Origin of the sequence: Chitinophaga ginsengisegetis (assembly GCF_900168065.1) — a bacterium.
GTDB classification, from domain to species: Bacteria; Bacteroidota; Bacteroidia; order Chitinophagales; family Chitinophagaceae; genus Chitinophaga; species Chitinophaga ginsengisegetis.
Window position 1 is genome coordinate 2,872,234 of record NZ_FUZZ01000001.1, and the last position, 15,297, is coordinate 2,887,530.

12 protein-coding genes are annotated in these 15,297 nt (G+C 47.8%); 2 read left to right on the top strand and 10 right to left on the bottom strand.

What is annotated here, in order from left to right; translation table 11 throughout:
* Positions 1–2: 2 nt before the first annotated feature.
* A complete protein-coding gene (locus tag B5Z18_RS11310; RefSeq protein ID WP_235015908.1) occupies positions 3–2,564 on the bottom strand; it encodes a beta-mannosidase in 2,562 nt (853 codons plus the stop codon).
* Between the two features lie 53 nt (positions 2,565–2,617).
* On the opposite strand from B5Z18_RS11310, the gene B5Z18_RS32990 reads away from it, so the two are divergent.
* Positions 2,618–2,788, top strand: coding sequence for a DUF6728 family protein (locus B5Z18_RS32990; RefSeq protein WP_310007521.1), 171 nt, complete (start codon positions 2,618–2,620; stop codon positions 2,786–2,788).
* Here the strand turns inward: B5Z18_RS32990 and lpxB are convergent.
* The 7 genes from lpxB to metG form a co-directional block, all read right to left on the bottom strand.
* Positions 2,785–3,888 carry a lipid-A-disaccharide synthase gene (gene lpxB, locus B5Z18_RS11315; RefSeq protein WP_079469449.1) on the bottom strand — a complete coding sequence of 368 codons (1,104 nt, stop codon included), beginning with the start codon at positions 3,886–3,888 and terminating at the stop codon, positions 2,785–2,787. The genes B5Z18_RS32990 and lpxB overlap by 4 nt on opposite strands.
* A gap of 17 nt (positions 3,889–3,905) precedes the next feature.
* Positions 3,906–4,208, bottom strand: coding sequence for a hypothetical protein (locus tag B5Z18_RS11320; RefSeq protein ID WP_079469450.1), 303 nt, complete (start codon positions 4,206–4,208; stop codon positions 3,906–3,908).
* Positions 4,209–4,239: 31 nt separating this feature from the next.
* On the bottom strand, positions 4,240–5,016 hold the full coding sequence (surE, locus tag B5Z18_RS11325) for a 5'/3'-nucleotidase SurE (RefSeq protein ID WP_079469451.1): 777 nt from the start codon (positions 5,014–5,016) through the stop codon (positions 4,240–4,242).
* An 84-nt stretch (positions 5,017–5,100) separates the two neighbouring features.
* A complete protein-coding gene (locus tag B5Z18_RS11330; protein WP_079469452.1) occupies positions 5,101–5,877 on the bottom strand; it encodes an ABC transporter permease in 777 nt (258 codons plus the stop codon).
* Positions 5,874–6,725, bottom strand: coding sequence for an ABC transporter ATP-binding protein (locus B5Z18_RS11335; RefSeq protein ID WP_227024407.1), 852 nt, complete (start codon positions 6,723–6,725; stop codon positions 5,874–5,876). Before B5Z18_RS11335 ends, B5Z18_RS11330 begins: the two co-directional genes overlap by 4 nt.
* A 142-nt stretch (positions 6,726–6,867) precedes the next feature.
* Positions 6,868–9,267 (bottom strand): 3-hydroxyacyl-CoA dehydrogenase/enoyl-CoA hydratase family protein, encoded by a 2,400-nt coding sequence (locus tag B5Z18_RS11340; protein WP_079469454.1) that lies wholly within the window; start codon positions 9,265–9,267, stop codon positions 6,868–6,870.
* Between the two features lie 430 nt (positions 9,268–9,697).
* Complete coding sequence (metG, locus tag B5Z18_RS11345; RefSeq protein ID WP_079469455.1) at positions 9,698–11,836, bottom strand: methionine--tRNA ligase; 2,139 nt, start codon at positions 11,834–11,836, stop codon at positions 9,698–9,700.
* A gap of 156 nt (positions 11,837–11,992) precedes the next feature.
* Here metG and B5Z18_RS11350 point away from each other — a divergent pair, with 156 nt between their 5' ends.
* Positions 11,993–12,877 (top strand): S66 peptidase family protein, encoded by an 885-nt coding sequence (locus B5Z18_RS11350; RefSeq protein WP_227024408.1) that lies wholly within the window; start codon positions 11,993–11,995, stop codon positions 12,875–12,877.
* Positions 12,878–12,944: 67 nt separating this feature from the next.
* Here B5Z18_RS11350 and B5Z18_RS11355 read toward each other — a convergent pair whose 3' ends face one another.
* Together B5Z18_RS11355 and B5Z18_RS11360 are read right to left on the bottom strand one after the other, a co-directional pair.
* Positions 12,945–13,757 carry a HesA/MoeB/ThiF family protein gene (locus B5Z18_RS11355; RefSeq protein ID WP_079469457.1) on the bottom strand — a complete coding sequence of 271 codons (813 nt, stop codon included), beginning with the start codon at positions 13,755–13,757 and terminating at the stop codon, positions 12,945–12,947.
* Between the two features lie 5 nt (positions 13,758–13,762).
* Positions 13,763–15,142 carry a sensor histidine kinase gene (locus B5Z18_RS11360; protein WP_227024409.1) on the bottom strand — a complete coding sequence of 460 codons (1,380 nt, stop codon included), beginning with the start codon at positions 15,140–15,142 and terminating at the stop codon, positions 13,763–13,765.
* Positions 15,143–15,297: the final 155 nt, after the last annotated feature.

Below are 15,297 nucleotides of genomic sequence, written 5' to 3' on the forward strand. Positions count from 1 at the left end.
TGTCAGTTTTTATAAGACGATACTAAAGTAGTTACTTTCAATGCCTGGTGGATAAGCTCGGGCAGTTGGCCTGTCTGCAACCGGATGGTCCGGGTTTCTCCCGGCAACAGATCAAAGTAATTGTCTTCAAAATGATCGGTTGCAGTGGCCTTGTCCAGCGACAGGTAAACATTTCTTGCCAGCTTGTCTGTTTTCACGCGGATATAAACAACGCCTTTATCTTTGGCTACCTTGCTGGTTACCACATCCAGGTGTGGTACTTCCAGGTTCATATCCTTCGCCGGAGCAAAGTAAAAGATATTCCGCTCCATATCCTTACTGTCTATTCGCAGTTGCGCATAGAATATTACCCTTGCCGGGTTATTTCCCTGTAAAACAGCAGCGGTATCGATGGCGTGTAATTTTTCACTGGTATTTGCTTTTACAGAGATATCCGTTAATTCTTTCTGCCAGATCACCTTACCGTTCAAATCCACTGCTTTCATCAGAAGATCGGCTTTGCCCTGGTATTCGTCTGTTACGAGGTAGGTACACAGCTGTCCGTTTTCAATGACGCTGGATACCAGCCGTGGCCTGAATGCGTCCTTTACATAATACTGCAATGCTTTCCAGCGGCCGTCGTAATCCCGGCCCGACCAGGAAGCACCCGGCCAGCAGTCGTTCAGCTGCCAGTAGAGGGTGCCCATGCAATAAGGCATGGCCCTGCGATGGGCTTCTATAGCTACTTTCATGCCTTCTGCCTGTAACACCTGGCTGAGATAAACAAAAGAGGGAAAGTCTTTCGGCTCACGGTAGTAATGCAGCATGTATGTTTTGATGGCTGTATTTCCTTTAGCCGGACTTTTCTGGTGTGCCTGCATCACATTGGAAAAGATATCGTAGTCTTCTTTCGCAGCAAATGTGCGGATCGTTTCCATAGATGGGAAGGACTGGAAACCATATTCACTCATGAACCGTGGCACATGTGTATTGAATGCTTCAAACCATTCCATGCCGTGCCATACGCCCCAGTAGTGATTATCCCCTTTGGTAAAATCTTCCGGCTTGCCCCAGTTGCTGATGGGGGAAGAATGAAAATAGAAAGCGCCCGGCTGATATGCGGCCACCTGTTGTGGCAGCACTTCTTTAAACAATTTATCATATCCCTGCTGCAAGCTTTCCCACTGGGTATTCGTATAGGCGTAACCGCTTTGCCAGCCCCAGTTTTTAATGGCTACGGCTACTTCATTATTTCCGCACCACAGCGCCAGTGAAGGATGATTGCGCAAACGTTTTATATTATCTGCAGCTTCCGTTTTTACATTTTCCAGGAATGCCGGATCGGAAGGATAAAGGGTACAGGCAAACATAAAGTCCTGCCAAACCAGGATCCCGTGCTGATCTGCCAGCCTGTAAAAATTATCATCTTCATAAATACCTCCGCCCCATACACGTACCATGTTAAAGTTGGAAGTCACCATATCGTCAAACAGTTTTTCCTGTTTTTCTTTAGTTACGCGCGGCAGAAAATTATCCTGGGGAATATAGTTGGCGCCTTTCATAAACACGGGGCGGCCGTTTACTTTTACATAAAACGATTCCCCGAGGCTGTCGGGTTTATTCACTACTTCAATAGTGCGTAACCCTATCTTACTGCTTTGAGTAGCCACTACCTTTTTATTGCTGAGCAGGTTGGCCTGCAGTTCGTAACAGAAAGGAGTGCCTATCCCGGCAGGCCACCACAGTACGGGCTTTTTTATAGAGAAGGGTACTTTTATTACATTGATGCCCGCCTGCAGGCTTACCGGTAATTTTGCCAGTTCAGGAGTAGATTTTGCGGGCAGCACCTGTAAGGTATATTCTCCCGCGGCAGCGGCTTCAATGGTCACTTCCGCCTGCATGTCTGCTTTCGTGGAATCCAGTTGCAGCTGTTGCCAGTATACATCGCGGATCACCGCTTTATTCCAGCTCCGCAACACAACGGGACGGTAAATACCGGACGTAACCAGCCGTGGGCCCCAATCCCAGCCGTAGTGATAGGGCGCTTTACGTGCATAAATACTGAGTGGAATATCGCTGGCATCGTTACCGGCGGGATAGATGATGCTGTCCTGCAAAAATTTGGGCATGTCTGTTTTGATGGGACTTTTAAACAGGATGCGCAGTTCGTTGTCGCCCGCTACCAGCCATTCTTTTACACTTACCGTATGCGAAACAAACATGTTTGCCGACTGTAGTATTAAATGGTTATTGAGATACACATCTGCATAGGTATCCAAACCTTTAAACTCCAGTTCTATCACCTCTGCATTTAGTTCCTGCTTTTTGATGTGCCATCTTTTCCGGTATTGCCAGTCTTTTTTATCTACCCACTGCACGGCTTTTTCATTGGTTCCCACAAAAGGATCGGGGATTAAATGCTGTGCCAGCAAATCGGTGTGAACCGTTCCGGGTACGGTGGCCGGCCGCCAGATGCCTTCATCCACGCGGGAAAATTCCCAGCCGGTAAGCATAGGGTTGTTCTGTGCTATTCCATTGGTAAACAGGGTAAAAAACAGTCCCACTGTTAACAGTAAATATTTCATGTCCTATTTTTTCAGAAGGACCAAAAATAGCACTGATTTACGATCTTTGGGAGATGAAAAGTATCTGGCAACAAATATTGAGGTATCTGTATATCGGTAAGAAGGATCCCAATGCACCAAAAACACGTTACGTGGCGATGATGCATGGGATGAACAGAATTTCTTTGTTACTTTTTATAATCGCCATTATTATCATGGTGATCAGGCTGATCAGGCGTCACTAGGCGATGGCGTATTCGTAGATCACTTCTGCTGCGCGGCGGGAAGCATCCTTTTCTCCCAGCTTATGCCACAGCTCTGCATAGTCTTTCATCACGCGGCTTCTGGCAGCTTCATCATTCAGTAACGAGTTTAATTCCTTCAACAGGTTTTCTTCTGTGAGGTCGTGCTGAATCAATTCTTTCACTACCAGTTTATCCATCACCAGGTTTACCAGGGAGATATACTTTACTTTGATGAGATGTTTGGCGAAGAAGTACGAAATAGGATTTCCTTTATAGCACACTACTTCCGGTACTCCAAACAAAGCTGTTTCCAGTGTGGCGGTTCCGGAGGTTACCAATGCGGCTTTTGCCTGGCGTAGTAACTTATAGGTTTGTCCTTTTACCATCGACACGTTTGGATGCTGACCGGTAAGGCTTTCCAGGAAATGATCGTCCAGGCTGGGGGCCTGCGCCACTACAAACTGGTATTGCGGAAAGTGTTTCGCCATAGTGAGCATGATAGGCAGCTTTACGCTCACCTCCTGCTTACGGCTGCCCGGTAATACGGCGATCACGGGTTTATCTGATAACGGCGCATCAGCAGATTGTTCTTTGGCAGCTTTAATTACTTCCACCAAAGGATGTCCTACGTATTCCGTTTCATAATTCCATTTATGATAAAATTCGGGTTCAAACGGGAGGATGCACAACATTTTATCTACATACTGCCGGAGTTTTTTCACCCTGTTTTCTTTCCAGGCCCATACCTGCGGGGAAATATAATACACTATTTTAAATCCCTGTTGTTTGCCCCATTCGGCGATGCGCATGTTAAAGCCGGGATAATCTACCAGCACCAGTACATCCGGTTTAAAGGCAGCGATATCTTTCTTACAAATTTCTATATTCTTTAAAATAGTACGGAGGTTCATCACCACTTCCACAAAACCCATGAAGGCCAGTTCTTTGTAATGCTTTACCACCTGGGCGCCGGCGGCTTCCATCAGGTCGCCTCCCCAACTACGTATATCCGCAGACGTATCTAACTGTCTTATTTGTTTTACAAGATTGCTGCCATGCAAATCACCTGACGCTTCTCCTGCAATAATGTAATATTTCAATATTCTTTGATTAAAAATTATCTGATCAGTTTGAGTAATAATATGCCAATGGCATACAGCATGGTCATCAGGAAAATGCCTTTGGCAGTGATATCCAGCCGTTTTCTTGTATACAGGAAAAACACCAGTCCGTTTAGTAACAGGCAGATGCTGGTGAGCTTCGGAATCATTTGTTTATTGTCTTTCAGGATACCGAGAAACTGTCCCAGTCCCACGTTGTTATGTGGCTTGATAACAAAAAAGTAATACAGGAAAAACGCAAACAGGGGTGTTAAAAACCCCAGTAAAATTCCTAACGGAAGATTGTCTTTTTTTAACATACTGTAATTATGATGGCGATATAACGAATGTTTACAGGTCTTTCCAATCTTCTTCCAGCTTCTTTTTCAATGAATAATTTGTGAGATCAAACTGCACCGGTACAATAGAGGCGTAATTATTTTCCAGTGCCCACACATCTGTATCCTGTCCGTTATCGCGGTTTTTAAATTCTCCTGTGAGCCAGTAGTATTTTTTACCGTGCGGGTCGCGGCGTTCATCAAATTCTTCCACCCATTTGGCATCTGCCTGCCGGCTGATTTTCAGTCCCCTGAAATTCTTTTCATCCACTATCGGAATATTTACGTTGAACAGGGTACCAGGTGGCAGATCGGATTCCAGCATTCTTTTGGTAACATTGTGCGCTACTTTTTTGGGCAGCGAAAAATCAGCATCATAGCTGTATTCCAGGAACGAGAAGCCTACGGAAGGAATGCCTTCTATGGCCGCTTCCATGGCGGCCGACATGGTGCCGGAATAAATCACGTTGATAGAATGATTGGCGCCATGATTGATACCGCTCACGCAGATATCCGGTTTACCATGCAGGATTTTATCGCGGGCCAGCTTTACACAGTCTACCGGTGTACCGGAGCACTGCCAGGCTTCTATTCCTTCAAAGATATCCACCTTTTCCAATCGCAAGGGAACACCGATGGTAATGGCGTGTCCTTTGCCCGACTGCGGACTATCCGGCGCTACCACCACTACTTTACCCAAAGGCTTCACTGCTTCTATCAGCGCCCGGATGCCCGGCGCCGTGATGCCGTCGTCGTTTGTTACCAGTATAACCCGCTCTTGTTTTGCCATAGTTCGCCTTTTTTCTTTGCTCAACAAATTTAAGCTCTCTGCCAAACATTTCGCTTTAAAAGAATGTGAAATATATGGATATTTCTACAGATCGGATTTTAATATTTTCCTGAAAACCAGGTAGATGCCCAATGCGATATAGGCTATCATGGCTGTTACATACACATAGGCTTCGTACTGATCGCCGGTGGATACCATTTTACCCACCAGTGGAAATGGCAGCAGTTCGTCGCCGCTCTGCAGCGGCAGCAGGCCGCCAATAGCTCCGGCATTTCTTTTTACGATAAACGACAACAGCTGATCCAGCATCATATTGTACGCCACAAAAAGCACGATGGCCAGCCCGGCCCGTTTCACCAACACACCTATCAGCAGGGCGATGGTAAGCATCACATTAAACTGCAGGAAGTAGTACAGCATGTAATGATATCCTTCCAGGCTGAAGGGTTTGTTGCCATAAATGATTCCCACCAGGGCGCCGCTGATAGTGGCCACCACCAATGTAAGCACGGAAATAGCCACCAGCCAGAATAATTTGGCGTATACAAACTGGCGTCTTTCCCAGCCGTCGATTACGTTCTGGCGGTTGGTACGGTACGTATATTCATTGGTGACCAGGATGATCAGGAGTAGTCCGAACAACGCAGAGATATAGCTGTTCAGCGAAGCCATTGTGAGCCATACATCCGGGAAGCTGAAGGGGTTGCCAAGCATTTTGCTTATCTGTTCCATGTTTCCGCTGAGTTTGTCGGCCACCATGAAATTGCCTGCGGGAATAATCACCAGCGCCAGCAGGAGCATTACCCAAAAGGTGCGGTAGTTCCTTACTTTGAGCCATTCGGTATAGATGATCTGTTTCATGATGCGGCGATATTGGTGATTTCCAGGAATGCGGTTTCGAGACTTTTCTTACGGAGTTGCAGGTAGCTGAGCCAGATGCCCTGCTGGGCACAGTAACTGTTGATGGCCGCCGCATCGGGAGATTCAGCGAAAAAAGCCCTCACGATGTTGCCCTGTATTTCGGCGCCGGTGCAACCGGGATACCGGAGCATGGCCGCCTGTAACTGCGTGTTGTCTGCTGCGGAGAGTTCCACAAAATCGTTGCGACTGATCACCGTGTGTACCGGGCCTGACAGCAATAACTGCCCGCTTCTCAAAATAGCCACATGTGTACATACCTTTTCCACTTCATCGAGCAGGTGGCTGGCGAGGATAATGGTTTTGCCGCTGTCTGCCAGTTTACGCACCAGCTCCCGCACTTCCGCGATACCGGAGGGATCGAGGCCATTGGTAGGCTCGTCCAGGATGAGTACATCGGGGTCGCCGAGTAAAACGGCGGCAATGGCCAGCCGTTGCTTCATGCCAAGTGAATACGTTTTAAAGGCCGAGTGCTGGCGTTGTGTGAGGCCACAGATCTCCAGTACTCTTGCGATGTCATCTTTCCCGCGCTGTTTGATAGCAGCGGAGATTTCCAGGTTTTTGTATGCGCTGAGATAATGATAGAAGTTGGGCGTTTCCAGCAAAGTACCTATTTGCCGGCGTTCCGCGGCGGAAGGCGCTTTATCAAAAAGGGTGAAGCTGCCGGTATCTGCTTTGAGTACATCGGTAACAATGCCGAGCAGGGTTGTTTTGCCGCTGCCGTTGGGCCCCAATACGCCGAACACGCTACCGGCCGGCACATCAAAGGAAACACCTGACAATGCCTGCACCGTTCCGTATTTTTTGGAAATGTTTTGTAAGGATAGAATTGGCACGGGAGTAAATCTAAAGGATGAAAATAAAAAGGGAAATGCAGCGAATGATCTTATGGCTAATCTTCACTACATTTCCCATACATTAAAATAACAGTTTCTAATTTCGTACGGGTTTGCCCGTTTTAATCACGCTTTGTAAGCGTTCCAGCGTTTTGCGTTCACCGCATAAACTCAGGAAGGCTTCCCTTTCGAGATCCAGCAGGTATTGTTCGCTTACAAAGGATGCTTCTGTAAGATCGCCACCGCACATCACATAAGCGAGTTTATTTGCAACTTTCTGATCATGTTCTGAAATATAGTTACCAAACTTCATGGCGTATACGCCTGCCAGTAAGGCACCCAGTGCGCCGCGACCCATCACTTTGATATCTGTTCTTTCCACGGGGCGGGTATATCCTTCGTCGGCCAATGCTATTACGCTGCGTTTGGCATCAGCAATAAGGCGGCTGAGGTTCATGGTAATTTCGTCATGTCCTTTCTTCAGCACGCCCATATCAAATCCTTCAAAGCCGGAGGTGGCCACTTTTGCGGTGGCTACGGTCATGAAGAAATCTTTCAGGGGTTCTTCCTCGATGCGGCCTTCCTTGTATTCCAGGCTGGCGCGGAGCGTCATTTCTTTGGTACCGCCGCCGCCGGGGATAAGCCCTACGCCCAGTTCCACCAGCCCGATATATGTTTCGGCTGCTGCCTGTACTTTATCGGCGTGTAAACACATTTCGCAGCCACCACCCAATGTGAGGGCGTGTGGCGCTACCACTACGGGTACCGATGAATAACGCAGGCGCATGGTGCTGCGCTGGAAAAGGCGTACTGCCATGTCCAGCTCATCAAACTCCTGTTCTGCTGCGAGCATGAAAATCATACCCACGTTGGCGCCTGCGGAAAAGTTGGTGCCTTCGTTGCCTACTACCAGTCCGCGGAAGTCTTTTTCAGCGCGGTCTATCGCCTTATTCAATCCTTCCAGCACTTCTCCGCCGATTGTATTCATTTTTGTTTTCCAGTCGAAACACACCACGCCGTCGCCGATATCAATCAGGTTGCAGGCGCTGTTTTTCCAGACTACATTATTGGAGAAGTTTTCCAGGATAATGAACTGTCCTTCTCCTGGTAATGGTTTGTAGGTTTGGGTACTTACGTCGTAATATAATTTCTTGCCGTTGTCTACTTTGTAGAAGCTGGTGATACCTTTTGCCAGCATATCTTTTACCCATTGGGCAACGGTGAGTCCTTTTTCTTCGATGAGTTTTACGGATGCTTCCACGCCGAGCAGGTCCCACGTTTCAAACGGCCCGATTTCCCATCCGAAGCCGGCTTTCATGGCGTCGTCTACTTTATATAAGTCGTCTGCTATTTCAGGAATGCGGTGCGATACGTAGGAGAAGAGGAATGCGTGGAATTGTTTGTAGAATTCGCCGGCCTTGTCGGAAGCTCCTGCCAGCGCTTTGATGCGTTGTTTCAGGTCTTCGATAGGTTTGGCTGCATCTATACTTGCAAACTTCGCTCTTTGTTTGGGTCCGTATTCCATTGACTGCAGGTTCAGCGTAAGGATTTCCTTGCTGCCGCCGTCTCCTTTGGTTTTCTTGTAGAAGCCCTGCCCGGTTTTATCGCCGAGCCAGTTGTTTTCCACCACTTTCTGGAGGAAGGGAGGTATTTTAAAGATGCCGATGGCTTCGTCCTGCGGGCAGTTTTCCATGACGCCTTTGGCTACTTTCACCAGGGTATCTATCCCTACCACATCGGCGGTACGGAAGGTAGCTGATTTAGGGCGGCCGATTACGGGACCGGTGAGTGCATCAATTTCGTCGATGCCCAGGCCCATTTCCTGCATGATGTGAAAGATGGCCATGATAGAGAACACGCCTACCCTGTTGGCAATAAATGCCGGGGTATCTTTACACAATACGGTTGTTTTGCCGAGGAAAAGATCGCCGTAGTGCATGAGAAAATCGATGACGGCGGGATCTGTATGTGGTGTTGGAATTATTTCGAGTAAACGGAGATAGCGGGGCGGGTTAAAGAAGTGGGTACCGCAGAAGTGTTTCTGAAAATCTTCGCTGCGGCCTTCAGTCATGAGGTGGATCGGGATGCCGGAGGTGTTGGAGGTGATGAGTGTTCCGGGTTTCCGGAATTGTTCCACCTGCGTAAACACGCTTTTCTTCACATCCAGGTTTTCCACTACTACTTCAATGATCCAGTCCACATCCGCGAGGCGTTTCATATCATCCGTAAAGTTGCCTGTTTTAATGCGTTTGATCACATCTTTGGTAAAAACGGGCGATGGGTTGGATTTTATGGCGGCCTGCAGCGCATCGTTCACAATCCGGTTTTTCACAGCGGGACTATCCAGTGGCAGGTTCTTTTTCTTTTCTGCCTCATTGAGTTCCTTTGGCGCTATGTCCAGCAGTAAAACCTGTACGCCTATTCCTGCAAAATGACAGGCAATCCTTGATCCCATTACCCCCGAACCTAAAACGGCTACTTTGTTGATGTGTCTCATTGCTTTGGCTTTTAGCTGTCAGCTTTTTATTCATTACGCGGAGCTTCCAGCATTTGTAACTTAAATTTACCGATCCTTGAATTTAGCATTTTTTGGAGTTCCATCATCAGGGGGCACACGATTTCTGTAATACTTTTTTGTAAAGAGAGATAAAATTGGCTGGAGCTTAACAATTTGGGGATATTTCAGATGCAGCCAGATAAACATATATTAATCTACATATAAAAATAAAGCCGATACAAAATTGTATCGGCTTTATAAAGTGTTCTGAATGGTTTCGCACCTGCCTCCTATCCGCTGTACACCTGCTTCGCACCTGCTTTACATATGCTTTGCACATGCTTTACACACGGAGTATCCGTGGAGTGTACATGGAGGTGACGTGGAGGGGATGTGGACTTGATCTGGAAACCCTCTACCCTGGCTGGTTTCAGCTCACTCCGCTACCCGGCGTTATCGCCTCCGCAGGGTTTACGAAAACGAGCTTACCCTTGTCTTCCGCCATGAGGATCATGCCCTGGCTTTCGATTCCGCGCATTTTGCGGGGGGCCAGGTTGGCCACCAGTGTTACCTGTTTGCCTACAATGTCTTCCGGGTTGAAGTGCATAGCGATACCGGAAACGACGGTACGTTGTTCAGTACCTATGTCTACCAGCAGTTTCAGTAATTTATCGGCTTTGGCTACTTTTTCCGCCTGCAGGATGGTGCCTACGCGCAGGTCCAGTTTAGCGAAATCGTCGTATTGAATTTCAGGTTTTGCAGGAGCGGGCGGGGCTTCTTCCACGGCGGGCGCAGCTGCCGCGGCGGCATCCATCGCCTGTTTTAAGCCTGCATGGAGTTTTTCCACCTGGGCAGTTACCTGCTCATTTTCCACCTGTTTGAACAGCAACTCCGGCGGACGCAGGGAATAACCTACGTTCACCAGTTTATCGCTACCGGCGTTTTCCCAATCCAGCATACGGTCCACCACTTTGAGCATGTGGCAGATCTTTTTAGCCGTAAACGGCAGAAACGGGTGGGAGAAGATCGCCAGGTTGGCCGTCATCTGCAATGCGATGTGCAGGCAAATATCGATCCGGCCCTGTAAAAAGGCGATGTCCTTTTCTTCGTACTGCGGGTATTTGGCGTGCTGTTCTCCATTCTTCAGCTTTTCGAGCACACTGGCCAGGATCCAGGGTTCATTCTTCTGGAGGTATTGATTGCCTTTCCGGGCAAATTCAATCACTTCAGACAATGCTTCCCGGAAGCGGTATGTTTCGAGGCTGGTTTCAATCTTCTCTTTTGCAAGGCCGAACTCTTTCAGTATTTCGGTGTCGCCGTCGTTCATGAACTCAGGATGCAGCGGGGGTACTTTTCCACCGCACAGCTTATGCATGAGCACCATCGCGCGGTTTACAAAGTTACCGAAAACGGCCACCAGCTCGCTGTTATTACGATCCTGGAAATCTTTCCAGGTGAAGTCGTTGTCTTTTGTTTCCGGCGCGGTAGCGCAGAGTACATAACGGAGTACATCCTGCTGATCAGGGAAGTCCTCGATATAATCGTTTACCCACACGGCCCAGTTACGGGAAGTGGATACTTTTTCGCCTTCTATATTCAGGAATTCGTTGGCAGGTACGTTGTCCGGCAATACAAATCCGCCGTGTGCCTTCAGCATGGCCGGGAAGATGATACAGTGGAAAACGATGTTATCCTTACCGATGAAGTGCACCAGTTTGGTATCGTCTTTACACCAGTAGTCTGCCCAGTTGTCGGTCAGTTCCTTTGTAGCGGAGATATAACCGATGGGTGCGTCGAACCATACGTACAATACTTTGCCTTCTGCATCAGGCAGCGGTACTTTGATACCCCAGTTGCTGTCGCGGGTCATGGCGCGGCTTTGCAGGCCACTATCCAGCCAGCTTTTGCACTGACCGTATACGTTGTTCTTCCACTCTTTATGACCATCAATGATATATTCTTTCAGCCACGGTTCGTAGTTCTGCAGCGGCATGTACCAGTGTTTGGTTTTCTTTTTCACCAGTGGTGCATTGCTCAGTGCGGAATGCGGGTTGATCAGTTCATCGGGGCTCAGGGTTCTGCCACAGCGTTCGCATTGGTCGCCATAGGCTTTATCGTTGCCACAGTTAGGACAGGTGCCGATAATATACCTGTCTGCCAGGAACATTTCTTTCTCCGGATCAAAAAACTGTTCGCTTTCTTTTTCTTCAAACAGGCCATCGTTATACATCTTCAGGAAAAAGTCCTGCGAGGTTTGGTGGTGTATGGGAGCGCTGGTGCGGGCAAAAATATCGAAAGAGATGCCCATTGCAGCAAAGCTGTCGCCGATGATCTTATGGTATTTATCTACCACATCCTGCGGGCTCACGCCTTCCTTCATTGCTTTGATGGTGATAGGAACACCGTGTTCATCTGTGCCGCAAACAAATTTTACATCTGCCTTTTTTGCACGTAAATAACGTACATAAATATCTGCAGGCAGGTAGCAGCCGGCGAGGTGTCCGATGTGCACCGGGCCATTGGCATACGGTAATGCCGCAGTTATTAAATATCTATTAAATTTTGCCATATTCTCTTAAAGAATGCTTAAATAAACTTTAAATCAGTGATTGTTTTTGGAATCACCATAACAATTTATCACCTTAGTCAGCGAATAAAGAATGAATTTACGCTAACTAATCTGCAAAGGTAAACAAAAGGAACAATGGTAAAAATTCCGCCATATTTGAAAAAAGGTGATCTGATCGGAATTACCTGCTCCAGCAGCAAAATGGATCTGCAGGCAGCGGAGTATGCACGTGGCGTGCTCACTTCCTGGGGGTACCGTGTACACCTCGGTATTACTGTAGGAACCAGCTTTCATAATTTTTCTGCGCCGGATGAACTGCGGCTGGAAGAATTGCAGGATATGCTGAATGATCCGGAGATAAAAGCAATTGTATTTGGCCGTGGTGGTTACGGCATGGTGTGTATCATTGATAAACTGGATTTTACCCGTTTCCGGAAACAGCCGAAATGGCTTTGCGGCTACAGTGATATTACCACCCTGCACTCGCATGTGCAGCGGCACTTTGGCATTGCCACGCTGCATTCTGTGATGTGCAGCGGTATTACGCCCGATACGTTTGATAATGAATATACAGAAAGCCTGGCAGCAGCGCTGAGAGGGAAAGCTTACCGCTATTCCGCGCCGGCGCATCCGCTGAACAAGGAAGGGAAAACCACCGGGATACTGGTAGGCGGTAATTTATCGATCCTGGCCAACCTTTCGGGTACGCCTTCACAAATCAATACCAAAGGAAAGATCCTGCTGCTGGAAGATATCGGTGAATACCGGTATAACATAGACCGGATGATGTATAACCTGAAACGCGCCGGGTGGCTCGACAAACTGGCCGGGCTGGTAGTGGGCGCCTTCACAGATGGCAAAGAAACGGATACTCCTTTCGGACAGTCTGAATATGAAATTATCAGCAACCTTGTTAAAGACTACGAATTCCCTGTTTGTTTTGGTTTCCCGAGCGGGCACCAGGCGGCGAACTACTCGCTTAAACTGGGTGTGAAGCATGAACTGAAGATAGGGGCTAAAACGGTGTTGTCCGAGATATAACGGAAACGGGGTAACGTAATTAAAGTAAAAGGGGAAGGCCGGAGGTCTTCCCCTTTTGCTTTAATTTTTAATCCTCCACATCCGGAACGATCTCCAGGCCGTATTCCTCTGCGGAGAGGACTCCGGCTGCGCGGATGCTTTCTATCGTTGCCGTATCCGGTTGCAGGTCGTGTACCTGGGTTTGGTTATGCAGGTAATCGATGCCATAAAATTTACCGGCGATGCCTGCAGGAACACCGATCAGGTATTTCACTACTTCACAAACGATTTGGGTGCCGAGGGCGCCGTGAGTAGCGCCAATAGCTCCTGCATCAAAATTGCGGTATTCTTCTGTGAGCGGCAATGCGCAACGGTAAGAAGCGGAGGTGGTACCATCCGGCATGGGCATATTGAAGCCGGCGAACCAGGCCATCCAGTTATGTACTTCCCCGGTGATGTAAGGTTTGTTGTGTACCAGGCAGGCATCGTTGATCACCAGGTGGGTGGGCAGATGCTGGGTACAGTCTATCACAAGATCGAACCCTACCAGCATCATATTGATGGTGTCGGGTTTTACCTGCATGAGGATGGGATAATGTTTTGTATATGGATTTACTGCCCAGAGGCGGCTGGCAGCCATTTTTGCTTTGTGTTTGCGGATATCCTGCATCTGGTAGATGGGCTGACGGTGCATGTCTTCATCATTGATCACACCATAGTCCGCGATGCCGATTACGCCTACTCCGCTGGCGCTGAGGTATTGTATCACCGGGCTTCCGAGGCCGCCGGCGCCTACTACCAATACGCGGGCTTCCTTCAGTTTTTCCTGCACGCTGATGCCCATACCCGGCACTGCAATAGGATTTTTGAAATGCTGTATTTCTTTTTCACTCAGTATCATATGCTTTATCCTTTATCCAGTTCCTGCGGAAACTCGAGGGTAAATTTACTTCCTTTACCTACTACGCTTTCCACTTTAATTTTTCCTTTATGCGCGTCTACAATGGCCTTTACATAAGTGAGTCCGAGACCGAAGCCTTTTACGTTATGTACGTTGCCGGTATGTGCGCGGTAGAACTTTTCAAAGATACGTGAAATAGTATCGCGGCTCATACCGATACCGTTGTCGGCAATCACGATGAACAGGCTTTTGCGGGTATTATAGGTTTGTATTCTTATCTCCAGCTGATCGTTGGAATATTTGATGGCGTTATCCATCAGGTTGAAGATGAGATTGGAGAAGTGTACATCATCTGCCATGATGATGGGGTTGATGGCATCCAGCTGAAGATCTACCACGCCATTTTTGGTGGCCAGCTGTAGCTGGAGGTTATCGGCGGTGCTTTGGATAACGTTATGCACATCGGTAGCCTGGAGCTTCAGCGCTATTTCGTCTTTTTCCAGGAGGGCGGATTGCAGGATGCTTTCCACCTGTTTGTTCATGCGTTTATTTTCTTCTTTGATGATGCCGGAGAAATACTGGATTTTTTCCGGTTTTGACATCACTTTCTCATTCCTGATCGCATCTATGGCCAGGGAAATAGTGGCCAGGGGTGTTTTCAGTTCATGGGTCATATTGTTGATGAAGTCCGATTTTATTTCCGAGAGTTTTTTCTGGTTCAGCAGGGTGCGGATGGTGAGTGCAAATGCCGTGATGATGATCATGGTAAACAGCACGCCACCCGAGATCATGATCCCTAATTGTTTGGCTACCGAATCATCGTTGGGCATGATGATGTAAAGCTTTTCCGCCCGTGGATTAAAATCGTTTGATTCCGAGAGGAGGATTACCTGTACCCGGTAGTCTTTCTTTTCCTTGATGCTGTCTGCTTCATTTTGCTGGAACATCTTTTCAAAGCCGGCAGACTGCATCCGGATGGTACCGAATTCTGATCCTGGTACGGTGCCGATGATAGCAAATTCGAAGCTGGAGCTATCGAGGTGATTTTTCCTCATATTGTTCTGAATACACCGTTTCACTTCCTGCACAGTAAAGAAGTCGCTAACGGAGGGCACGCTGTATTGGGGTACGCGGTTGATATCCAGGTTAAACCCTTTTGTGGCGGTTCCTTCCTTGTTGTCGAGCTTAAACATGATAGCAGCCTGGCGGCGGTACATCATATCGTTGTATACGTCTCTTGACATACTCACGGCGCGCTGGAAGAGCTGATCCTGTTTGATATGCACGGCGCTGATAATCCAGCTGACCTGGATATAGATGATTCCGAGCAGGGACAAAGTGATCAGGATAACGATGACGGGGAAAATCTTCTTCAGTGGTATCATGTAAGTTTTTGTCAGGCTTTAATTATCTCAAAGATAAGCGCATAGAAATATTAAAATATGTTAAAAAAGATGTTTGCTATAGCAACTATGATACAAAATTCCAGACGGCATATTGCCTCTGTGCTTATTCTCCGCAATACAACATCACTTTAACG